The organism is Rhodococcus sp. NPDC003348, from assembly GCF_053589375.1.
In genome coordinates this window covers 37,271-55,989 of record NZ_JBSFRT010000025.1, presented here as the reverse complement: position 1 = coordinate 55,989, position 18,719 = coordinate 37,271, and the positions used below count along the sequence as shown (strand labels likewise).

Annotated in this window: 30 protein-coding genes; all 30 read right to left on the bottom strand. The window is 68.6% G+C overall.

The genetic code is table 11. The features are described from left to right. Positions 1–30: 30 nt before the first annotated feature. The 30 genes from ACWDU4_RS17305 to ACWDU4_RS17160 all read right to left on the bottom strand — a co-directional run bounded on the left by ACWDU4_RS17305 (position 31) and on the right by ACWDU4_RS17160 (position 18,582). Positions 31–450 carry a hypothetical protein gene (locus ACWDU4_RS17305; protein WP_450115138.1) on the bottom strand — a complete coding sequence of 140 codons (420 nt, stop codon included), beginning with the start codon at positions 448–450 and terminating at the stop codon, positions 31–33. Beyond that, positions 447–716 (bottom strand): hypothetical protein, encoded by a 270-nt coding sequence (locus ACWDU4_RS17300; RefSeq protein WP_450115137.1) that lies wholly within the window; start codon positions 714–716, stop codon positions 447–449. Before ACWDU4_RS17300 ends, ACWDU4_RS17305 begins: the two co-directional genes overlap by 4 nt. Then, positions 713–1,084 carry a hypothetical protein gene (locus ACWDU4_RS17295; protein WP_450115136.1) on the bottom strand — a complete coding sequence of 124 codons (372 nt, stop codon included), beginning with the start codon at positions 1,082–1,084 and terminating at the stop codon, positions 713–715. The genes ACWDU4_RS17300 and ACWDU4_RS17295 overlap by 4 nt, the downstream gene beginning before the upstream one ends. Positions 1,085–1,173: 89 nt before the next feature. Next, positions 1,174–1,638 (bottom strand): hypothetical protein, encoded by a 465-nt coding sequence (locus ACWDU4_RS17290; RefSeq protein ID WP_450115135.1) that lies wholly within the window; start codon positions 1,636–1,638, stop codon positions 1,174–1,176. 38 nt (positions 1,639–1,676) lie between these two features. Further along, a complete protein-coding gene (locus ACWDU4_RS17285; RefSeq protein WP_450115134.1) occupies positions 1,677–2,243 on the bottom strand; it encodes a hypothetical protein in 567 nt (188 codons plus the stop codon). A 140-nt stretch (positions 2,244–2,383) separates the two neighbouring features. Continuing rightward, positions 2,384–2,872 (bottom strand): hypothetical protein, encoded by a 489-nt coding sequence (locus ACWDU4_RS17280; RefSeq protein WP_450115133.1) that lies wholly within the window; start codon positions 2,870–2,872, stop codon positions 2,384–2,386. Next, the gene (locus ACWDU4_RS17275; protein ID WP_450115132.1) at positions 2,869–3,171 is read right to left on the bottom strand and encodes an HK97 gp10 family phage protein; all 303 of its coding nucleotides are present in this window, start codon (positions 3,169–3,171) and stop codon (positions 2,869–2,871) included. The genes ACWDU4_RS17280 and ACWDU4_RS17275 overlap by 4 nt, the downstream gene beginning before the upstream one ends. A 1-nt stretch (position 3,172) precedes the next feature. Beyond that, a complete protein-coding gene (locus ACWDU4_RS17270; protein ID WP_450115131.1) occupies positions 3,173–3,352 on the bottom strand; it encodes a hypothetical protein in 180 nt (59 codons plus the stop codon). Positions 3,353–3,358: 6 nt separating this feature from the next. After that, complete coding sequence (locus tag ACWDU4_RS17265) at positions 3,359–3,733, bottom strand: hypothetical protein (protein ID WP_450115130.1); 375 nt, start codon at positions 3,731–3,733, stop codon at positions 3,359–3,361. Beyond that, positions 3,733–4,110 carry a hypothetical protein gene (locus tag ACWDU4_RS17260; protein WP_450115129.1) on the bottom strand — a complete coding sequence of 126 codons (378 nt, stop codon included), beginning with the start codon at positions 4,108–4,110 and terminating at the stop codon, positions 3,733–3,735. Before ACWDU4_RS17260 ends, ACWDU4_RS17265 begins: the two co-directional genes overlap by 1 nt. Next, positions 4,103–4,357 (bottom strand): hypothetical protein, encoded by a 255-nt coding sequence (locus tag ACWDU4_RS17255; protein ID WP_450115128.1) that lies wholly within the window; start codon positions 4,355–4,357, stop codon positions 4,103–4,105. The genes ACWDU4_RS17260 and ACWDU4_RS17255 overlap by 8 nt, the downstream gene beginning before the upstream one ends. A gap of 20 nt (positions 4,358–4,377) precedes the next feature. Continuing rightward, complete coding sequence (locus ACWDU4_RS17250) at positions 4,378–5,331, bottom strand: major capsid protein (protein WP_450115127.1); 954 nt, start codon at positions 5,329–5,331, stop codon at positions 4,378–4,380. A gap of 53 nt (positions 5,332–5,384) precedes the next feature. Continuing rightward, positions 5,385–5,990, bottom strand: coding sequence for a hypothetical protein (locus ACWDU4_RS17245; RefSeq protein WP_450115126.1), 606 nt, complete (start codon positions 5,988–5,990; stop codon positions 5,385–5,387). Between the two features lie 152 nt (positions 5,991–6,142). Next, complete coding sequence (locus ACWDU4_RS17240; protein WP_450115125.1) at positions 6,143–6,340, bottom strand: hypothetical protein; 198 nt, start codon at positions 6,338–6,340, stop codon at positions 6,143–6,145. After that, the gene (locus ACWDU4_RS17235; RefSeq protein ID WP_450115124.1) at positions 6,337–8,154 is read right to left on the bottom strand and encodes a VG15 protein; all 1,818 of its coding nucleotides are present in this window, start codon (positions 8,152–8,154) and stop codon (positions 6,337–6,339) included. The genes ACWDU4_RS17240 and ACWDU4_RS17235 overlap by 4 nt, the downstream gene beginning before the upstream one ends. Next, positions 8,126–9,628, bottom strand: a complete 1,503-nt coding sequence (locus ACWDU4_RS17230) for a phage portal protein (RefSeq protein ID WP_450115123.1) — start codon at positions 9,626–9,628, stop codon at positions 8,126–8,128. The genes ACWDU4_RS17235 and ACWDU4_RS17230 overlap by 29 nt, the downstream gene beginning before the upstream one ends. Before the next feature lie 14 nt (positions 9,629–9,642). Next, the gene (locus ACWDU4_RS17225; RefSeq protein ID WP_450115122.1) at positions 9,643–10,281 is read right to left on the bottom strand and encodes a terminase; all 639 of its coding nucleotides are present in this window, start codon (positions 10,279–10,281) and stop codon (positions 9,643–9,645) included. Then, complete coding sequence (locus ACWDU4_RS17220; RefSeq protein WP_450115121.1) at positions 10,268–11,305, bottom strand: terminase; 1,038 nt, start codon at positions 11,303–11,305, stop codon at positions 10,268–10,270. Before ACWDU4_RS17220 ends, ACWDU4_RS17225 begins: the two co-directional genes overlap by 14 nt. After that, positions 11,295–11,789, bottom strand: a complete 495-nt coding sequence (locus ACWDU4_RS17215; protein ID WP_450115120.1) for a hypothetical protein — start codon at positions 11,787–11,789, stop codon at positions 11,295–11,297. The genes ACWDU4_RS17220 and ACWDU4_RS17215 overlap by 11 nt, the downstream gene beginning before the upstream one ends. 257 nt (positions 11,790–12,046) lie before the next feature. Next, positions 12,047–12,208, bottom strand: coding sequence for a hypothetical protein (locus ACWDU4_RS17210; RefSeq protein ID WP_450115119.1), 162 nt, complete (start codon positions 12,206–12,208; stop codon positions 12,047–12,049). Positions 12,209–12,389: 181 nt separating this feature from the next. Further along, positions 12,390–12,713 carry a hypothetical protein gene (locus tag ACWDU4_RS17205; RefSeq protein WP_450115118.1) on the bottom strand — a complete coding sequence of 108 codons (324 nt, stop codon included), beginning with the start codon at positions 12,711–12,713 and terminating at the stop codon, positions 12,390–12,392. Between the two features lie 98 nt (positions 12,714–12,811). Continuing rightward, positions 12,812–13,489, bottom strand: coding sequence for a hypothetical protein (locus ACWDU4_RS17200; RefSeq protein WP_450115117.1), 678 nt, complete (start codon positions 13,487–13,489; stop codon positions 12,812–12,814). Between the two features lie 120 nt (positions 13,490–13,609). After that, positions 13,610–14,347 carry a hypothetical protein gene (locus ACWDU4_RS17195; RefSeq protein ID WP_450115116.1) on the bottom strand — a complete coding sequence of 246 codons (738 nt, stop codon included), beginning with the start codon at positions 14,345–14,347 and terminating at the stop codon, positions 13,610–13,612. Positions 14,348–14,388: 41 nt separating this feature from the next. Then, positions 14,389–15,552, bottom strand: a complete 1,164-nt coding sequence (locus ACWDU4_RS17190; protein WP_450115115.1) for a hypothetical protein — start codon at positions 15,550–15,552, stop codon at positions 14,389–14,391. A gap of 101 nt (positions 15,553–15,653) precedes the next feature. Next, on the bottom strand, positions 15,654–15,824 hold the full coding sequence (locus ACWDU4_RS17185) for a hypothetical protein (RefSeq protein WP_450115114.1): 171 nt from the start codon (positions 15,822–15,824) through the stop codon (positions 15,654–15,656). Then, a complete protein-coding gene (locus ACWDU4_RS17180; RefSeq protein ID WP_450115113.1) occupies positions 15,824–16,099 on the bottom strand; it encodes a hypothetical protein in 276 nt (91 codons plus the stop codon). The genes ACWDU4_RS17185 and ACWDU4_RS17180 overlap by 1 nt, the downstream gene beginning before the upstream one ends. A gap of 11 nt (positions 16,100–16,110) precedes the next feature. Next, positions 16,111–16,884 (bottom strand): helix-turn-helix domain-containing protein, encoded by a 774-nt coding sequence (locus ACWDU4_RS17175; protein ID WP_450115112.1) that lies wholly within the window; start codon positions 16,882–16,884, stop codon positions 16,111–16,113. After that, on the bottom strand, positions 16,881–17,678 hold the full coding sequence (locus tag ACWDU4_RS17170) for a DUF6551 family protein (RefSeq protein WP_450115111.1): 798 nt from the start codon (positions 17,676–17,678) through the stop codon (positions 16,881–16,883). The genes ACWDU4_RS17175 and ACWDU4_RS17170 overlap by 4 nt, the downstream gene beginning before the upstream one ends. Continuing rightward, the gene (locus ACWDU4_RS17165) at positions 17,675–17,962 is read right to left on the bottom strand and encodes a hypothetical protein (RefSeq protein WP_450115110.1); all 288 of its coding nucleotides are present in this window, start codon (positions 17,960–17,962) and stop codon (positions 17,675–17,677) included. The genes ACWDU4_RS17170 and ACWDU4_RS17165 overlap by 4 nt, the downstream gene beginning before the upstream one ends. Next, positions 17,959–18,582 carry a hypothetical protein gene (locus ACWDU4_RS17160; RefSeq protein ID WP_450115109.1) on the bottom strand — a complete coding sequence of 208 codons (624 nt, stop codon included), beginning with the start codon at positions 18,580–18,582 and terminating at the stop codon, positions 17,959–17,961. Before ACWDU4_RS17160 ends, ACWDU4_RS17165 begins: the two co-directional genes overlap by 4 nt. Between the last annotated feature and the right edge of the window lie 137 nt (positions 18,583–18,719).

Genomic DNA, 18,719 nt, shown 5'->3' with positions numbered 1-18,719 from the left:
GCGATGTCAATCCTGCCGCCCGGCATGGGATCACCCCTGTTCTGTTGTGCTGGCTTCCATTTCGTGCCAGGACTGGAATCCGGCGGTCCGCGCGTACGCGTCTCGCGCGGACCAACCCGCGAGGATCTCGGCGACCGTCGCGGTGAGCTTCGACGGGCCCGGGGTCCGTTTGTTCTCGCGGTACATCGCGAGCAGTTCGACGATCTCGGTGATCCGGCCTTCGGGGTCCGGCACGTTGGGGTCGTGGTAGCGGATCCCCAGCTCGTGCCATCGCTTCGCGATCCGTGTCGGCTCGGGCATCTCGAACCGGATCGGTGGCATCGCTCCCTCGGATGGCGCCTCGACCATCACGATGACCTTCGCGATCTGTTGAACCTGCGGGTCGAGTTCGAGCGCGTCGAGATCGAGGCCGCCGCCGGGCATCCGCTCCGGAGCGGACGGCGCGGTCACGAGACCGCCTCGATGCGCTCCCAGTCCCACGGCGGCGACGCCATCCGCTGATACACCGCGCCGCCATGCTCGGGTGCGGCGGCGCGGGCCTCGTCGACGGTGACGTACTCGCGGACCTCGGCGGTGTCGCGGTCGATCGTCGCGAACTGCCGCTGGTCGGGATCGGCGACAGCTGAGGCGTGGTGGGCGTTCGGGTTGGTCTGCAGCTGCTGGTACAGCTCGACGATCTCGTTCTGGTGAGGCAGCCCTGCCGGGGTTTCGCTCATGGTTGTGCTCCCGTGATTCCTTGGAGGCGGTTGTATTCAGCGACGGACAGCGGGGCGTCCGGCAGTTTCGTGTAGCGCGCGACGTCAGCGAGGTGCTGCGCGAGCAGCTCGGCGGTCGCTGCGGTGGACCGGCGCGCGATCGGCGCGAGCAGCGGTCGGGGCGGCGGCTTGACGCCGTCGCGTTTACGTTGTGCACGTGCGGCTTTGACTTCGGAGTCATCCGGATCGGTCGTCCACGATGCGTACTCGGAGGTCAGCCAGTAGTGCTCGCGGTCGACGAGCATCGCCACGTTCTCCGCCAGGTCGGCGGCGCGGTCGTCCTGCTCGGCGGCGTCGTCGAGCAGGACCGCCAGGTCCCGCCACCCCATCGTGCGCAGCGCGGCGCGCAGGTTCAGGTGGTGGTGGCGGGACAGGCGGGCGTAGGCGGCGCTCCAACCGTCCTCGGTGAGGAGGTCGGTCAGAGCGCCCGGAAGTTTCCCTCCGCGTCGAGCAGGCCCGCGAAGGAGTAGATCCGCTGCACGAGCTTGTCACCGACGCCGACGTTCTGCGCGCCGATGTCCTCCCACAGCCGGACCGGGTCGCCCTCGGAGAGGACGAACGCGAGCCGCTCGACCATCAGCCGATTCCAGTCGTCGATGTCGACGGTCGGCTTCCCGCCCTCGATGGGCGTCCCGTCCTCGGTGGTGGCCGGCACCAGCTTCGGGGTCTGCCGCAGCATCCGAGAGAACTCGAGCACCTCTTCACCGGTGAGGTCGCGGCGCACCGAGTACGGCTCGCCGAACAGGGTGATCGGCTGCGGCGGCTCCGGGTTCTCGGTGCCGAACTCGTCGGACAGCTCGATGGCGCCGGGGGTCGCCCCGGTCGGGTTCTGCTCGGTGAGCACCCGACGCGGGGCGGCCTTGCGGGGGGATGTTCCTGCCATGGTGTTGATCTCCTGCCGTGAGATGGATGAGTGGGCGGTTACGGGGCGAGGGCGTTGTCGGTGCCGAACTCGCGGACCTTGGACAGCGCGAGCAGCTCGAACTCCCAGCCGTCGAGGTCCTCGCCCGCGAAGGACCGCGGTGCCGGGGTCGCGAGGCGCACCCGGTCGCAGTAGAAGAACGACGACGCGGTGACGTCGACGGCGCGCCAGATGAACGCGAACTCCTCGCCGTCGCCGACTTCGTACTCGAACACGCCGGAGCCGGAGCCGACCTCGGTGATGGTGCCGCCCTCGAGCGCGGTGAGCAGCGTCGCCTTCGACCGGTCGACGGCCTTGAACTTGAAGCGGTTCGACTTCGGGCCTCGCGTCACCGCGTAGGCGGAATCCCGCTTGTTGAAAACGTTGTGTTCCTTGGTGTCCTGCTTGGGCGCGAGGTCGAGGCCCTTCTGCAGACCTCCGTACGGATCCCAGGTGACGCCGGGGCTGGTGCCGGTGACCAGCGCCGCGGCGGTCAGATCGGCGGGCAGCAGGGTGCCGGCGGGCGCGCGGAACGCGTCGCCGTCCTGGTAGACGGTGGCCTTCTTCGGATCTGCGTAGTCGCTCACGAGGTTTCTCCTTCGTCAAATGAGGGGGTGCCCGGAGCTGTGTCCGGGCACGGTGGAGTGCCCCTATCCCCGGGTCCGGCAGGACACCCGGGGGTAGGGGCGATCAGGGGCCGGGACTCAGCCCGGTGGGGGACTGGCTGTCAGAGCCAGGGGAATGACGGCAGTTCGGTCATCGACATGGTCAGCTCGACACGCACCGGAGACCGGTACAGCGGGCTGTCCGGGCCGCGGGTGGTGTCGACCATGTTCATCGGCCCGTCAACCCACCGGCCACGCCACGAGCAGTTCCGGAACGGCACCGCCCTGGCCCGGCCGATGACCTCTCCGGCGAGGCCCGCAATGTCCCACGCGACCTCCTCCGGGTCCGCCGTGATCTGCATCGGCCCGGCAGCGAGGATCTCCGACTTCGGCACCCACACGTCGATCTGCACGAGCGGAGTGCGCACCATCGGGTCACCCGGGCCGCCGGTGCTCGACGATCTGCACGTGACGAACGGTCGATCGATCGTCAGCGGGACATCGCGGGTGGTGATCAGCGCGGCCGGTACCACCGCGGTGAAGTCGGCGTCCTGCATGAGGTGGTCGCGAACAGCGCCGGGCGCGAACGGGATTCGGGTCTTTCCGCTCACCGTGGCCTCCAACCCGAGTAGCGGCCGTGTTGGCTGGCCGCGTTCGTCATCACGGCATGCGGCGGGGTGTCGACGGTGCCGTACTCCTTGAACACCGCGTCCTCGTCGTTGTCGACGAGCAGGACCCGGTCGCCGTCGACCTCAACCGCGATACCGTCGCGGTACTCGCCGGTGAGCACCGGCGCGGTCGCCCGCGCCGCCTGCGCCGCCTCGTTCGCGATATCGACGCGGTCGTCGAACGAGATCGCGCGAGCTTCGGCGCGGGCCCTGTCGTGGTAGACCGTCACCCGCGCCGACACGTCACACCTGCTCGGGTTCGGCGGCGTGGTCCGGGTCGTCGACCCGGTCGGGCGGCGGCGCGGCCTTGAGGGACGCGAGGTAGGCGGGGGAGTCGATCGCACCCCACCGGCGCACCCCGTCCGCGTCGACGAACTCGACACTGTTGGACGGCAGCGCTTCGGCCTTCTTGATCCTGGCCATCAGTCATCACTCCTTCATGTCGGAGACCTGCCGCACGATCGCGGCGATGTACGCGGGACGGCGAGATCCGCGCGCGGGGCGACGAGCGCGTGGGGTGCCGACGACCTGGTAGACCAGGCCGTCGGCGTCACGGAACCGGTCACGGCGCGACGGAAATGGAGTCAGCCCCGGGTCGAGCAGCAACACGAACCCGGACACCTCGTGCCCGGCCTCGAACTCGGTGTTACCAATGTCGACGGAGGATGAGGACAACTGCCGCTGTTGCAGCAGGCCCGTCCACGGGTACTCCGTCGGCACCACCGGCACCCGGTTGCCCGTGGACGGGTCCTGCAGCGGTTCGTTCTCCCGCAACAACGTCCAGCGCTCCGGTAGCCGCGCCATCAGCCGAGACCGATCACGTAGGCGCCGCGCGAGGGCACCTTCGGCGACAGCTTCGCGATCTGCGCATCGGACATCGAGATCAGCTCGTCGGAATCGACATCGGCGTACGAAGTGGTCACCTCCGGGTACTGCACCGACCGCGTGCGCAGCCCCGTCCGCATCGCCTCGAGTGCGCCGATGACCATGTCCACACCGACGCCGATGGCGAGGGTTTGGTTCAGGTCGCCGTTCGAGAGCCGAGCATCCAGCGTCGGGACCCGGTCGCGCATCTCGGCGAGGGCCCGCGCGATGAACACGTTGGCCTGTGCGAGTTCGGGTTCGACGAGGGTTTCACCAAGCTGAGCCTGCACATCTTCGATGCCGAAGATGTCAGGCACCGACGACCTCACTGTCGCCGGTCTCGATGTTGCGGCGCACCCTCACGACCTTGCCGTCCGGCCGTGTCGCCTCGTACTCCTCGATCCGCTCGGAGGGCTTCTTGCTTGCTCGCGGCCGCGACGCCGCCGCGGGCTTGCCCTGCGCGGGCTGCGGTGCGGAGGCGTCGGGCGCCGCGGAGCCGTCGGCGGGTGCCGGCGCGCTGTCGGCGGCCGAATCGTCAGGGCTGGTCTTGGTGTTCTCGGGCATGGTGATTCGTTCCTTCCAGGTCAGGCGGCGAGGACGCCGCGCAGTCGTGCGGCGGCCTTGCCGCCGAACAGGGCCAGGCCGGTGTAGAACTCGATCCGGGTGCGGTAGGCCGGCTTCTCCTGCAGCTGGCCCAGGTCATCGACCTGAACGCCGCCGTTGGTCAGGCCGGTGACGGCGCGGTCGCCCTCGTCCTGGCCGAACTTCACGGCGTAGATCGAGGACGCGGCAGACGAGCTGCCCTGGGTCTCGGTCTGCGCGAGGATCGGCGCGCCCGCCGCGGTGGAGCCGGGGTCGAGGATCGGGATGCCGTTCCACTGCAGGACCCGCTTGCCGGTCAGATCCTCGCGGACCATCTCGACACCACCGATGCGGCGGCCGGCCGACCGGATCTTGCCCTGCACCGCGGCGTTGGCGTAGATCGCTCCGTTGGTGCCGTTCAGTCCGGGGACCTGAGCGACGAGGGAGTCGAGCAAGTCGAAGAACGCGTGGCGGGTGGTGTCGTCGGTGTTGATCGCGGCGCCATTGGTGGCCGCATCGAGGACCTGTGCGCCGACGAGTCGCTTCTTCAGGCCGTCGAAGCCCTTCGAATCGACCGCGGTGTCGCCGTTGAAGAACGTGTCCGAGAACTTGTAGGACGCGGCCTTGACCTTCATGCCGGTCTGGACCGCCCGCTGGTCGTTGAGGTCGCCGCGGGTCTGGACGATGAACCGGTCGACGTCCGCGTCGCCACCGAGGATGACCAGCGACTCGGTCTTCTGGTTCACCGTGCCGGTCGACTCGGTGTAGGCCTCGTTCACGCCACGGAACGCGACGCCGGGAAGCGCGGCCTCCTCGTTGTACGCGTAGGCGTTGCCCTGGATCGTCATCAGGGGGATGCGGTCGAGGATGGGGTTCTCCTGCACGAACGTCTCGATGACGCCGCGCTGGAGGTGGGTGGTGGACAGCTTCGCTGCCTCGACGAGAGTGATAGCCATGGCGTTTCCGCCTTCCTTGTAGGGGCCCGCCGGCTACCGCCCGCGGGCACAGATCAGTTGTTCTTCCAGGGCACGGCGCGCAGGGTGCCCATGCCGGGCGATGTCGCGCCGAGGCTGTCGCCGCCGGACGCACCGACCCCGGGGGTGTGGTCGCCGTCGTTCGGCCCCTTGAGCTGCGCTTTGATGGCCTTCGCGTCGGCCGCCATCTCCTCGGGCGTCGCGCCCCGGATCCGGTCGGCCCAGTCCTTCGGCAGCTCCGCATCCAGTGCGGCGCGCAGGCGCTGGTTCTCCTGCTCGAGTGAGCCGTTGCGCTCCTTGAGCTGACCGTTCTCGGTCAGCCGCTCGTCAGCGTCGCGCTGTCGGCGCTGGTCCTCGGTCAGCTTCGCGTCGTCGTGCTCACGGAGCTTGCGCTGCAGATCCGCGATCTGCTGCTCGGCTGCGTTCGCTCGGTTTCGTTCTGCGACAAGGGCCTTCTTCCCGCCCTCGCCGAGCGGCTCGTCGTCGTCGCTGCCAGCTCCGGTGGCGCCTTCGGTTCCGGCCGGGTCGCCCGTGCCGGATCCTGTACCGCCGGTGGCGCCTTCGCTGCCGCCGGTACCGGGGTCTCCCACGCCGACGCCGACGCCGGCGCCGAGGATCAGGAGAAGGGTGTTCGTGTGCATGTGGTTCCTCCATCGCGGAGTGGACCGCGGCGCGTCGCGCGACCGCGGTTGGACTGTCCCCACAGATCAGTGGGGAAGTGGTGGGCATGAGAAAGGCCCCGGGAGCGGATGCTCTCGGGGCCTTTCTCGTGTGCGGCCGCTAACGACCGGTGCTATTCGCCTTGCGTGTGCTTCGCGCGGCGGGCGCGGATTTCCTGCTCCATGTCGGCAGCCATCGCCAGCCACAGTTCACGGTCCTCGGGGCTGAGCTTCTGCAGCGATCGCGAGGGGGTGGTGTTGTACTCGATACCGTCGATGATCTCGAAGCCTTCCGGCTCCTGACTGGGCATCCGGGGTCGCGAGTCGGTCACTGCACCCAGCTCCCCTCCACCTGCACGGTTCCGTACTTGTCCAAGGTCACCGAGTCTACGCGTACGCGCCCGGTCACGATGAACTCCTCGCTGTCGATCATCCGGCCGACCGGGGACAGTGCAATCCCATCCGGCTCGGCGATGTTCCACATCACCGGCGCGCAATTCGCGCGCCGCGCGTACTCGAGCGCTTCGGTGAGCTGCGGGGACGTTGCGGCGTAGCGCCAGGTCTCCACCTCGCCGACGGTGTACCGGGCCAGCGCCTCCTGCGGTGTGATCCCTTCGAACCGCAGGCCGCGGTACACCACACCGGACGCTTTGGACGGCGAGCGCGACCAGGAAAGCAGCCGGGCGGCCGTGGCGTGCAGGTCGGCGCGGTAGTCGTCGATCCCGTACTTGCTGCCGTAGCCCAGTTCGTTGACCCGCTCGGCCAGCGTGCCGGAGGTGAAGTCCATGCTGTCGAACGGATCTCGCCCGGCCGCCAGGTTCTCGGTGACCTGCACGACGTGCGTGCGATCGCGGCGGACGTACTGCAGGATCGCCGTCGCCCGATCATCCGGATCGCGGATGTAGCGCCAGTCGTTGTCGGCCTTGCTGTCGGTGCGGTGGCCGTCGCGCCTGTCCTGCCGCGTGCGGTACGCGTTGGCGCCGAGATCGTCGAGGGCACGACCGTGATCGGGGAAGTCGCCGGCCGCAGTCGGTGTCCGCGGGCCGCTGGGCCCGCCGGGGCCTCCCGGTCCGCCCGCCACCGCGGGGGTGAGCGGCTTCGGTGTCACCTTCACGGCACTGGCACGAGCCGCGATGCTCGGCGACATCGGACGATTGATCGCGACGTACCCGTTCATCTGCAGCAGCCGCAGCGCCTCCTCGCGAGACTCCGCGATCTCGTAGATCGCCTCCGGCATCAGCCTCGGCGTGGTGCGGGCATTACGCCCGCGGGCCCGGATCGCGCCCCCGGCGATACCGCGTTTGGTGACGCCCTCGGTCGTGGTCAGCAGCTCACGCCCGTACACGCTCGGCTGCGGCCGCCCGCCAGCGATGTCCATGCCGCGGCGAGCGTTGACGACCTGGCTGATATCGGCGCCATCGCGGATCGCCTGCGCCCCAGCGATCGTGAAGATCTTGTCCTGCTGCGGCACCGACAGTGAGTCGAAGTAGCCGCGCGGGTCGGTGCGCAGATCGTCCGCCGTGTCCTCCCGGGACGGGATGTGCCGACAGTCGCACTGCGGGTGCCGCCGAAACCCGGTGTTGTAGCGGTACCAGCGCCCGGCGAGCACCGCGCACCGCGCGCATGACGGCGGATTCACCATCCGCACGTACCCCACGCGATCCCGCGCTGCGATGGCCATCCCGGTCGCGGCGCGATCTGCGTCGGCGACCTGCACCTGAACCCGCTCGAGCAGCGCGTGCAGCCCGGGCCCGTTCCACGCCTGCGACGCTGCAACCGTGTTCGACTCGGACGACGCCGCGACAGCGGCCTTCGTCCGGATCACCGCTCCGTAGAGCAGCGAGCCGAGCGGGCGGCCGTCCGAGGCGACCCCGAACAGCGGTGTCGGGTCGATCTCCACGTCCGGGGAAACTGGTGTGCCCAGCTCCTCGAGCGTGGTGGCCACGTACTCGTCGGCGCCAGCCGCTGCGCGCCGTTGCCCAGCGGTCAGCAACCCGGTCAGCTGGTCGACGTGATCGTCGAACCACGAGTCGAAGTCGGCCGGCGCCCGCGTTCCCCAGATTGCTTGTGCAGCGGCAAGGACGACGCGAGTGACCTGCTGCTGTTCGCGGTAGTGATCAGCTGACGCCAGAGGCAAGGTCGACATCGCTCGCCCCCTCCATCGTCGGCTGCGGTTCGAGGGACCGCATCGCGCGTTCGACGACCGCGTGGTCGAGCTGGCGTTCGCTCTCGAGCTCGGCCATCCAGGAGTCGACCTTCGTTGGCGTGGCTCCCGGGATCATCTCGAACCCGGATCTGCGCGGGAACCCTGCGCTGATCAGCTTCACGATCGCGTCGACGATCTGCGCGAAGCTGCGCGCCTCGGTCTCCGCCCACACCACCTCGGAGGCGTAGTCGTCGCCGCCGGGTGCGCCGCGGGCGATGTTCGCCAGCCGCACCGTCGTCTCCAGCGCCTCGCCGGCTCCCAGCTTGAGGTCCCCGATCAGAGACTTCAGCGTCGATTCGGCGCCGGTGAGCGCATCGCCGGACAGGTTCGCCATCCGCGAGAGCAGGTACTGCGGCGGGATCTGTCCGGTCGCGAACAGGTTGGACAGGAACTCGGAGTACACCTCGATGTAGTTCTTGAGGTTGGACTCGGGAAGGTCGAAGACCTTCGTCGCGTCGCCAGGGAACACCAGCGCACGGTCGACACCGATGCGGCCCGGAGAGTTCAGCAGCGGGATCGGATGGCCGTTCTCGTCGAACACCACGTTGCCCGCGGGGTCCTTCTTGAGCAGCGGCTGACCGGCCTCGTCGCGGATCACCGGGTCGTAGCCGGTAAACACGCGCTGCCGGTACGCCGAGAACTGCATCGCCAGCAGGGTGTTGAACCGGATCGTGTTCAGCGCATCCTGCTGCGGTATCAGCGCGTCGAGCGAGGAGTGCGGAACACCATCGGCGTCGACGTTCGCATCGGACGCCACGAACGGCACCCGCCCCAGACCGTGCCTGCCCTCGCCCGCGGCTTCCCAGGTGCTCGTCCCGGCACCGCGTTGGGTGAACCGCATCCACGAGGTCGCGTCGTACACGTACGCGACGTGCAGCGGTCCGGTCGCGTACCCAGTGGGGAGCACCAGCTGACTCGCCGCCCGCTGGTCGTTGATCGCGACCTTCTTCACCGCGAACAGCGGCTCGAACGGGTTGTACGGGTCAGGTTCTATCCACACCCGCCGGCAGTTCTCCACAGTGATGATCGGCCGCGCCGGGTTCTTCCGATTCCGGGACACGCCCCAGATCCCGCGCCCGTGCACCATCATCTGCTGGAACACGATCGGCTGGCGGGCGTCGATCTGGTTGGGCTGGATGACGTTCTTCCACACGTCCAGGTCCACCTTGCCCGTGACACCGTCCCGGAATCCGGTGGCCTGCAGACGCTGGATGGGGGAATTCATCGCGATACCCATCCAGTTCGCGATCGCCTGCTCGCGCAGCGCCAGGTACTCCGCGTTCACTCCCTCCGGCGCGAACGGCAGATCCTGCTTGCCCTCGAGGTAGTTCTGGCGACGCTGCCACTGCGGCTCCTGCGCGAGCAGCTTCGCTTCGCCGACGCGCAGGTAGTGACGAGCAGTGTTGATGTCCACGCGGCCACCACCTTTCAGTTGAATCCGTACATCGCGGTCGAGATCTGACGGCGCGGCGACTCCGACTTCCAACCCTCGGCCCGGGCATCGCACGCTGCGGTGTGCGCGAGCACCGACGCCATCGAGGGGTCGATCTTGCGGTGCTGCTCACCACCCGGCTTCCCGAGCACGTACCGCTGATGGGTGTGCGCCACCTTGACCGCGTTACCCATGGCCGTCGCGGTCAGCGGACAGCCATCGTGTGTGATCGCCCGGGTGTGCAGATCCACCAGGAACCGCTCGAGCTCCTCATGCATCGGCTTGATCCGGTACGTCGGCCACTCGACGACCCGCTTCTCGCCGTACTTCGCGGCCCACTCACCGATCTCGGTGCGCCAGTCCGGCGGGTCGAAGTAGCCGCGGTGCACGTCCCACCGCGTGTAGATCTCGTCGATCGCGGCGTGCACCTCACCGCGGGGGATCTGACCGCCCCACTCCTCGGGCTTCCAGATCGTCGGCCGGTTGCTCGGCCCGTACCGCGGCGTGAACAGCCGTCCGGACCGGGTCTCGCACCGGATCGCCGTCCAGTCGTCGCTGTCCGAGCCGTCGAACCCGACACAGATCTGCGTGCCCCGGGCGGGATTCGGCAGCCACTTGACTTCAGGCGCGGGCATAGCAGCTGTCCCACAATCCGACCGGGAGCCACGCACCGAGACCGGAGACCTCGATGTTGCCGTAGAACCGTTTGGCCTGAGACGGGTCCTTCTGCATCAGTTCCTCGATCTCCGCCTCGAGTGCGTCGAGGTCGACCCAGGTGCACCCGTCGTAGACGTACCGCAGGATCCGCCGGCGCTCGCGCTTGTTCTCCCACGACAGGCCCGCCGGTGGGCGCCGCAAAAACTTGAACACGTCCTTTGCCGTGTTCTCGAAAGTCTGTTGCGCATCGGAGTTTTCGGACGGATCCCACATGTTCGTGGTGGCGATCGAGCGGCCCTGCATACCGGCCAGGCCGCGGCGCTGCGTGTCCGCGACCTTGATCATCTTGTTTTCCTTGGTGTACAGCCCGTTCTCGTCGTGCAGCGCGAACGTGATCGGGTTGCCCAGGCGCGAGTTCGCCGACGCGGTGACCACGTCGATGCGGCACTCGTCACCCGGCAGGCGGATGAAGCCTTCGCGGATCAGCATCTGCTCCGACAGTGGCCCGTTCCGGATCATCGTCTTGAGCGGGTCGTAGACGTTGTCGACCTGGTCTTCCGACGTCGCGGTCAGCTGGATCAGCGGCGACGGGTGCGGGATGCCCTTCGGCTCGCCGGCGTGGTACTCGTGCTCGAATCCACAGCCGCAGCCCCAGTCCGCGCACAGGTACGCCTCGCCGGCCTCGGCCCAGCCCGCGAAGAGGGATGGACCGACCGCCTCGACGCACACGATCGTCGCCGTCCACGGACCTTTGCCGCTCTTCTGCGGGCCGACAACCAGTGAGCGCCGGTTGACGAACGCGGTGCCTCGCAACGGCTTGTCGGGGTTCCACTTCGCGGTCTTCTTCACCCGGTAGTGCTGAGCGGTGCAGTAGAACTGCCAGTCCGCCGACACGAAAGGCTTGCCCTTGTCGAAACCTGTCGGGACCGAGCAATGTGCCTGGATCCACGGGTCCTGCAAGTGCGCCAGCGTGGGGAAGTCGACGAGGTACTCAGTCGGCATCGGGCACCGACGACAGACGGCGACCCGAGCTCGACTTGCGCACGTTCTTCCGCTTCGCCGACTGCGCTCTGGGTGTATCCGACGAGGCGGGGTCGTCGACGAGGTCCTCGGGGACGATCACCCAGCCGTTCTCCCTCAGCCCGGCGGGGGTGAGGCCGATCTGATCGGCGAGGCGCACCGCGGCGGCGGCCGTCGCGGCCGGCGCGTCCGGAGCTTCCATCTTCACCGACCACCGCGTCCACAGCGCGATCGTCCGCCACCGCCAGGACTCCCGAATCCACTGCGACGCCTGCGGCGTCCGCCATGCCTGCTCCCACACCTCGACCTCGCGGTCCGTGGGGTCGGCGAGTGGGAACGTCGGGATTGCACCCTGGTACCCGTGCACGTCGAGCTGTCGGGCCTTCAGGTTCCGCGTATCCGAGCGCCCGGACAGCGGGTCCGCGTGCGGGCCGCTGCGATTCCGGGCACCACCGTGTGTAGTCATCGTCATCTCCTCCAGCGGCATCGCGCCGCGCTCGGGAAGTGGGGCCGGCATCGCGCCGGGTACCCGGAATGGGGGTTCGACCCCGCCCGGTTTCACGCTCCGAACTCCACCTCGCGAGCGGTGGCGGTGTTATTCCCTGGGCGGGGTCGAAGATTCAGTGGCAGTGGCCGAGGAACATCCGGATGAGTGCGGCCAGGAGCCACAGTGCGCCGATCACGCAGACCTCCGATCTGCCGATTTCGGAGTCACCTTCGACATCAGCGCTCGACTGAACTCGACTCGGCGTTTATCTCGGCGAGAACGCGCCGACCGAGCCGGGCGGTCACCTCGGGCGGGAAGTACCGGTCATGCGGGTCCAGCCTCACCATCACGCGGTCGTGTGTCGGGGCCCGCACGATCCCACCATTTTCGAACTGCATGGCGGCACTCCTCTCGGCTGAACTTCCTGCGCGCCGATGCCATATCGGCAGGTCGCGGAACGTTTTGAACCCTCCGCACCATTCAGAGCCCTCCCCCGCGGGCAGGCGCGCGCACCCCGTTTGGGGGTACCCCCCAGGGGGTGGGCTCGGCGCGTCCGGGGCGTTCGAACGCCCGTTCGAATCAGGCGCGGCGGCGGGCGGCGGTGGCCCGGTTGCAGGCCTCGTGCTCGGGGCCGGCGTACCGGCGTCGGTCCTCGTCTCGGTGTCCGAGGTCCCATGGCGAGCCGGTCGCGATCGGGCGGTGGCAGCGGGCGCAGCGGACGCGGCCCGCCTCGACCGCTGGACGCCAGCGCTCGCGCAGCTGCTGGTGGGTGTGGCCGTAGCCTCGCTCGGTCGTGGTGCCGCGGACCCTCTCGTGCTGCCGTCGGTGCTCGAGGCACATCCGCTCGGGCTGCAGTCGCGGGCAGCCATGCTGGGCGCACACTCGCATCGGCGCTCTCGGCATCGCTCACCTCCGACCCGTGAAACGACTTCGATCCGCCTGCCTGAGGGCATGACGGATCGACGAAGGACAGTATGCCTGTGGATAACTTCCGAATCAAGTCATCCTGCGACGGGAGTGTCGTCGTCGCGATCGTTGAGATCATCGACCCCGCTGTCAGCCGAGACCCCAAGCTGTCGGAGCACGCGGTCAACCTGGTCGGAGTCGGCCTGCACTTCGGCGCTCACGTTGAGTCGGCGCTGCTTCAGTGCGTGGAAGTTCCCGATCTCCTTCTTGATCGCGTCTAGGCTCTTTGCCGCATCGTGGATTGTCTTGACGTTCACCCAGGTCCGCTGCATCGTCTTGAAGTCGAGAACAGCTGGAGTCGAGCGGAGTTCCCCCTTTTCGTTACGGAAGGTCACGACGCCTTCGTGACTCTCGGAAAGGTCCGACTTCACCCGGCTCAGTCCCGAGTCCCAGAACGTGCGCCACTCCTGGCCCGGGGCGAGGTAGGCGATCGGATCTGGAATCGCGAGGGCTTTTGCCGGCCCGCCGCCCTCTGGCGCTACCTGCGGCTTTGGAGTCAGGCTCAGTCGAACAGCTGATGCGCCGGTCTGCCCAAAGTTCTTGATGACGAGATCGATCAGCTGGGCCGACGCGGCGCTCGGCTCGATGTACGCGACAACGTACGGCTGCGCGACCTCGTCGGCCAGGTCGCGGGCTTGTCTACGTGCGTGCGATGCCTCCGACAACTGGCCTTTTGCGTAGACCAATGCGATCAACGCGATGAGTGCAGTCACGATTGCTCCGGCACCCGACAGCCAGTCGGTGACCTTTGGCGCCTCTGCAGCGAGTATCAAGTTCTGTTCGTCCTCTCCTGATCGCAATGCCGATCAACCATCGCGCACTGGCAGTAGGTGTTACGCGCCGAGGGGTACATCCGCCTCATCCAACTCGAGCGGCACCCGCAGCTGGGTTGCGAGCCAGTCCCATTCGCGGCGCGCCCAGGCTGGGTGTCCGTCGTGGCGCATCCCGCACGCGGACCGGGGCGGGTTGCAGTCGACGCCGAGGCACACGATCAGCGGTTCGTCGTCCTCGTCGTCGGTGACGGGGTAGTGGATCTGCAGTGTGCGGATGCCGGGCCCGGATGCGGTGAAGCCGTTGCACCACGGGCAGATGCCGTTGAGCGCCTGGCCGTCGCGAACGTCGCCGAGCAGCCTGGCGGTGCGGTGGACGAGCGGCTGCAGTTGGCCGGTGATCCACGGGACCGTACGGTCGTCGAGTTCGTGCGCGTACCGCAGCCAGCCGGGGATGAGGTCGAGCCAGGGCCGGGGGTCGTGGCTCGCGGGGTTCGGGGGGAGCGCCTGGTCGGGCGGCGCCGCGACGACGGTGATGACGGTGCGGGCCATGTCGTCGGCGGAGGTGGCGATAGAGGCGAGCAGGTCCAGCACGCTGACGTCGGCCGGCGCCGGACGGGGGATTCCCTTCGGGCCCATCCGCTCGAGATCCTGCTCGGTGAGGACGCCTGTGCGCCGGGGTGTCTCGGCCCAAGGACGCGGCGGTCCTGGGATGCGGAGTTCGATGAGGTGGGGCCAGGCTTCGGTGAGGTAGGTCAGGTCGTCTCGGATGCGGGAGAGCTGCAGGGCAGGGGTGAGCATGCGGGCTCCTTCGAGCGGGATGTCCTGCGGTGGGCGTGTGTTCACGTGCGGGGTCGGCGGCGGCGTCCTCTGCGGCTGCGTGGGGTGTCGCGGTCACGTTGGGTGCCAGGTGGGTTCGGGTTACCGACCCGACCCGACCCGTCCCGCCCCGGCCCGGCACTTCCAGAAGCCGGAGACTGGGCTTCTGCTGGATCTGCTGTATCCGGCAGGTCGGGTGTTTGCGCAGGTGGTGGGGTGTATTTTGGTGCGCGTTCCCGGGCTGGTTGCTCGGTCGCTGCGGTGGCGCGTTCCCCGGCGGGCTGCTGGGTCGCTGCGGTGGTGCGCGTTCCCCGACTGGTGGTCGGGTCGCTGTGGGTGTTGTGGTGCGCGTTCCCCGGCTGGGTGTCGGGTCGCTGCGGTGCGCGTTCCCCAGCTGGCGGCTGGGTCGCTGCGGGAGTGGGGTCGGTCGGCTGGGTGCCGGCCGCGGCTCGGTACTGCTCGACGATCGCCTTGCGGTCGTCGGGGACTGTGCCGCGCGGGATGGCGCGGCCGCGGCGGGTGGTGATGGTGTACCCGTTGGCGCGGGCCCAGTCGTGCTGGGCGATCCAGTCGCGGGTCTTGGGGGAGAAGTAGGGCTTCGATGGCGCGGGTAGCGGCGGGTAGCGGCGGTCGGCGGTCGGGTCGTTGGAGCGGCCCGCGTTGCAGCCCTGGCAGGCGACGACCATGGTTTCGACTGTCGCGGCCTTTCCTGGGTTCCGGTGGTCGTAGGTGCCGCGCAGGCGGCCCTTGCGGGCAGTCCAGTCGACGACCTGCCCGCAGTACCGGCAGGCATCACCGTCGCGCAGGCGGACCGGGACGATCAGTTCGTGGTTCGAGTTGTCCGTTTTGCGCTGGCGCTCCCACTCGATCTCCTCGCGGCTGCGCATGTGCAGAAACTCGGGATCGTCGGTGATCTTCCACTGGCGAATACCCCCGACTGTGACCTCTTCCATCAGGCCGGCGCGCACGCAGATGTCGAGCAGGAGCGGCTCGGCGCCGTGCCCGACCGATGCGGCGACGCCGTAGGTGACGAGGTAGTCGGAGGTGTGCTGTGCGGCCAGTGTGGCGCAGAGGGAGACGAACCCGAATGCGGCGATGCGGGTCATCGCGTCGACGTCCTCGAGTTCGAACAGGGCGAGGTAGCGGGGATGGGTGGCGGCGGTGTCACCGGTCCGGAGCCACGGCATCAGCAGGCCCGTGCGTGCGGGTCAAGGTCGTTCGGGTGGTGCATGTGGCCTCCGGGCAGGTGCGCGGTGATCTGGTGCGTGGGATCGCGTGTCGGGTCCGGTTAGCGATGCTCCTGCGACGCGGCGCGCATGACAGCGCGTGTGGCACAGGGGAAGACGACGCCACACGCCTTGCAGTAGCCGTCCACATCGGCGTGCAGTCGGTTGACCGCGACGAGCTGGACGGCCATCCGCTTCATCTTCCGCGTCTTGCGGTACTCCGGGGTCGCCATCACGACTTCTCGAATCGTGCGGTGAAGGAGTCGTGCTCGAGGACGTACAGGCCGTTGGGCCCGCGGACGAGCCATTCTCCGAGTGCAACGGTGAAGTCGCGGCCGTCGACGTGGAAGGTGGCGTGCTCGAACTTGGTGACCTGGGTGGCGTTCCGGTAGACGCGGTTGACGGTGCACCCGAGCCACTGGGCGATCGTTGTTGCTTCGGAGGGGGTTTCGAGCCTGATCGCGGTGACCTTGATGGGCCTGGTGATGAACCTGGTCAGTTCCGACATGTGTTCTCTCCCTACTGGTGTGACTGGGTCGTGGCGCGGTCGCGTTCGACCGTGCGGATGCTGACGCCGAGCCGGTCGGCGATCTGTGGCGCGCTGAGGCCGGCGCGGGTGAGATCGGCGACGCGGCGGCGGCGTTCGAGGACGTCCTCGGTGACGGCGGCCTGGAAGCGTTCCCCGGCGGGGCGTTTCAGTGCCTGCGGAGCGCGGCGGGGGTCGTCGATATCGACGCCTTCCCATTCGAGCGGGGGGAGGTAGCCGAGGGTGGCGACCTTCGCGATCGTCGCCATCGATGGGCCGGGGGTTCCGGACAGTTCCTCGTAGACGTCGCGGATGGCGGCCCACTTGCGGTATGCGATGTGGCGGCGGTCGGTGAGCCCGCGGATGTCGCGGTGCGCGATGCCGACGCGGTCGGCGATGGTGGCGGCGGGCCAGCCGAGGGCCTGCAGGGCGTGCACGCGGCGGACGGCGCCGATCGGGAGGACGAACTGCTGCCGGGGGTGCGGGATGTGGTTGGCGCGCATGATCGCGGCGGCGACCCGGGGCCGGGTGTGGGTGGTGCGGCCGTCGCGGATGTCGCGGACGGTGGTGGCGGTCAGACCGATCTGCCAGGCGACCATCGCGGCGGAGACGCCGATCTTGTTGAGTTCGCGGAGGTGCTTGCGAACCGGGACGGCCGATACCAGTGAGGGCACGCCGGCGCGGGCGAGGGTGATCCGTCGGTGCTCGGCGTCCTTGCGGTTGCGGGCTGGGGTGTGCGTAGTGCGCGCGTAGGTGCTGGCGGTCATCGCAGGCTCTGCTCGTCGAGTTTGGCGCCGCGGGACTTGTTGTAGAGGCGGACCAGGACGAGGGCGACCAATGCGGCGACGGAACCGGTTTCGAACTCGCGGAGGGACTGGGCCTGCGCCTTGACCTGCCTGGGGGCGAGGTCTTCCATCGCGTCGGCGAGTCGGCCGGTGTTGAAGGTGGCGTTGACGTTGTAGGTGTCGAGCAGGATCGAAACGCCGCGGACGATCGAGGCTTCGAGCGCGTCCTGCTGTTTCCCCCAGGTGTCGACGATCAGGGAGAGGGTGTCGGCGAGGAGTTTCTGGTCGCCGGCGGCGAGGATTTGCTCGAGCGCGGACGGGCAGCGAAGGTGTCCCTCGCCGGTGCGTTCGGACACCTGTAGCCCGAACCCGGAGGCGATCCGTTCGATGGTTTCGACGTCGCGGTCGCCGGAGGCGCGGCGGGCCTTCCACCGATCCCACGTGGTCAGGGCGCGGGTCTTGCGGTCGATGTCATCGAACAGTTTCGCCTCCTCGACGACGGTGAGGCCGGTGTGGACGTTGGCAACGAGGTGCATGGTGGGGTCGACGATCAGCGCTGCAGCGGCGCGGTGCTGGCCGTTGACGATCGCGTACCGCGGGTGGGTGGTATCGCCGCGGTCGGAGACGTCGAGGACGCCAACGAGGCGGGGATCCCACTGCGCGGCCATCTTCTTCGCGCGGCGAAGGTCGCAGTCGCGTTGGTAGGTGGGGTCGACGAACAGGTCGACGACGGCGATCGCCTGCACGTAGGTCTCAGGGGCCGCAGTGGTGGTCATCGGGTTCCCTTCCGTGGCGTGGTGCGCCACTGGTCGGCATCGGGGCAGTCGACGTGGTGGCTGAGGTAGAGGTCGACGCCGGCGGCGCGCATCGCGCGGGCCTGGCGGGGTGGGACGACACCGGCGTGCAGGACCGTGCCGGCTTTCTGGATGGCGACGTTCCCGGCGTTCGAGGGGCGGGCGTTGACGGGCATCAGGTTGCCGTCGCGGGTTGTGGTCCAGACGATCTCGGCGCGGCAGGACCGGCAGGGCTCGGTGCGGTCGCCGAGGTCGAGGGCCGTCATGCTGCGGTCTCGTTCAGTCGGTCGTACCAGCGCTTGACCCAGCGGGCGTCACCGAGGGCTGTGTGCCGGTCCACATCGCTGGGTGGGTTGACTCCGCAGGCCCTGGAGAGGTCGTCGGATCGCCACGGTGGCGCCACCTTCCTGTCCTCGAGGCGGAGCGGGAACCCGAGTGCTGTCGCTTCGCGTTCGCGGCCGGCGATCCAGCCCGCGGCGAGGGTTTCGACGTCGACGAGCTGGTAGTGCCACGCCGGGCAGAGCTTGTGGCGGCGGAGCATCGCGGCCAGGACCTCAGTGTCGAAGTTCGGGACGGCGCCGACGATGATCGCGCCTGCAGTCGTGATGTACACGAGTTCGGCGGCCTCTTTCTCGGTCACGATCTCGATGTTGCTGTCGGCGCCGATCGGGTTGTGGCCGACGTACCGTTCGAAGAACCCGCCGATCTGCAGGCCCTTGAGTTCGGCGGTGGTGAGGTCGATGTCGATGACCTGGATCAGCTGCTCGATCTCGATGCCGTTGGTGTCGCGGCGGATCATCGCGATCTCCCACGGGCGCCGATCGTGGTGCAAGCCGGTGGTTTCGGTGTCGAGGAACACGATTGGCCGGGCATCGGTGTCGGTCATGCGGACACTCCGGCGGCGCGGGCGGTGCGGCACGGGTGCTGTTGGCCGCACTCGTGGCAGAGGCCGCAGCGGTTGCGGCATTGGCCGTGGAGGTCGAGGACGCGGCCGAGTGCGCGGGCGGTGGTGGCGGAGTGTGC

Excerpts from the sequence above, each read along its gene's own strand:
- ACWDU4_RS17175 (WP_450115112.1), bottom strand. The coding sequence starts at position 16,884 with ATGACCGCCAGCACCTACGCGCGCACTACGCACACCCCAGCCCGCAAC.
- ACWDU4_RS17235 (WP_450115124.1), bottom strand. The coding sequence starts at position 8,154 with ATGTCGACCTTGCCTCTGGCGTCAGCTGATCACTACCGCGAACAGCAG.
- ACWDU4_RS17170 (WP_450115111.1), bottom strand. The coding sequence starts at position 17,678 with ATGACCACCACTGCGGCCCCTGAGACCTACGTGCAGGCGATCGCCGTC.
- ACWDU4_RS17220 (WP_450115121.1), bottom strand. The coding sequence starts at position 11,305 with ATGCCGACTGAGTACCTCGTCGACTTCCCCACGCTGGCGCACTTGCAG.
- ACWDU4_RS17205 (WP_450115118.1), bottom strand. The coding sequence starts at position 12,713 with ATGCCGAGAGCGCCGATGCGAGTGTGCGCCCAGCATGGCTGCCCGCGA.
- ACWDU4_RS17185 (WP_450115114.1), bottom strand. The coding sequence starts at position 15,824 with ATGGCGACCCCGGAGTACCGCAAGACGCGGAAGATGAAGCGGATGGCC.
- ACWDU4_RS17225 (WP_450115122.1), bottom strand. The coding sequence starts at position 10,281 with ATGCCCGCGCCTGAAGTCAAGTGGCTGCCGAATCCCGCCCGGGGCACG.
- ACWDU4_RS17290 (WP_450115135.1), bottom strand. The coding sequence starts at position 1,638 with ATGGCAGGAACATCCCCCCGCAAGGCCGCCCCGCGTCGGGTGCTCACC.
- ACWDU4_RS17195 (WP_450115116.1), bottom strand. The coding sequence starts at position 14,347 with ATGCTCACCCCTGCCCTGCAGCTCTCCCGCATCCGAGACGACCTGACC.
- ACWDU4_RS17210 (WP_450115119.1), bottom strand. The coding sequence starts at position 12,208 with ATGCAGTTCGAAAATGGTGGGATCGTGCGGGCCCCGACACACGACCGC.
- ACWDU4_RS17255 (WP_450115128.1), bottom strand. The coding sequence starts at position 4,357 with ATGCCCGAGAACACCAAGACCAGCCCTGACGATTCGGCCGCCGACAGC.
- ACWDU4_RS17270 (WP_450115131.1), bottom strand. The coding sequence starts at position 3,352 with ATGGCCAGGATCAAGAAGGCCGAAGCGCTGCCGTCCAACAGTGTCGAG.
- ACWDU4_RS17245 (WP_450115126.1), bottom strand. The coding sequence starts at position 5,990 with ATGCACACGAACACCCTTCTCCTGATCCTCGGCGCCGGCGTCGGCGTC.
- ACWDU4_RS17250 (WP_450115127.1), bottom strand. The coding sequence starts at position 5,331 with ATGGCTATCACTCTCGTCGAGGCAGCGAAGCTGTCCACCACCCACCTC.
- ACWDU4_RS17215 (WP_450115120.1), bottom strand. The coding sequence starts at position 11,789 with ATGACTACACACGGTGGTGCCCGGAATCGCAGCGGCCCGCACGCGGAC.
- ACWDU4_RS17190 (WP_450115115.1), bottom strand. The coding sequence starts at position 15,552 with ATGCCGTGGCTCCGGACCGGTGACACCGCCGCCACCCATCCCCGCTAC.
- ACWDU4_RS17165 (WP_450115110.1), bottom strand. The coding sequence starts at position 17,962 with ATGACGGCCCTCGACCTCGGCGACCGCACCGAGCCCTGCCGGTCCTGC.
- ACWDU4_RS17160 (WP_450115109.1), bottom strand. The coding sequence starts at position 18,582 with ATGACCGACACCGATGCCCGGCCAATCGTGTTCCTCGACACCGAAACC.
- ACWDU4_RS17295 (WP_450115136.1), bottom strand. The coding sequence starts at position 1,084 with ATGGGGTGGCGGGACCTGGCGGTCCTGCTCGACGACGCCGCCGAGCAG.
- ACWDU4_RS17265 (WP_450115130.1), bottom strand. The coding sequence starts at position 3,733 with ATGGCGCGGCTACCGGAGCGCTGGACGTTGTTGCGGGAGAACGAACCG.
- ACWDU4_RS17180 (WP_450115113.1), bottom strand. The coding sequence starts at position 16,099 with ATGTCGGAACTGACCAGGTTCATCACCAGGCCCATCAAGGTCACCGCG.
- ACWDU4_RS17300 (WP_450115137.1), bottom strand. The coding sequence starts at position 716 with ATGAGCGAAACCCCGGCAGGGCTGCCTCACCAGAACGAGATCGTCGAG.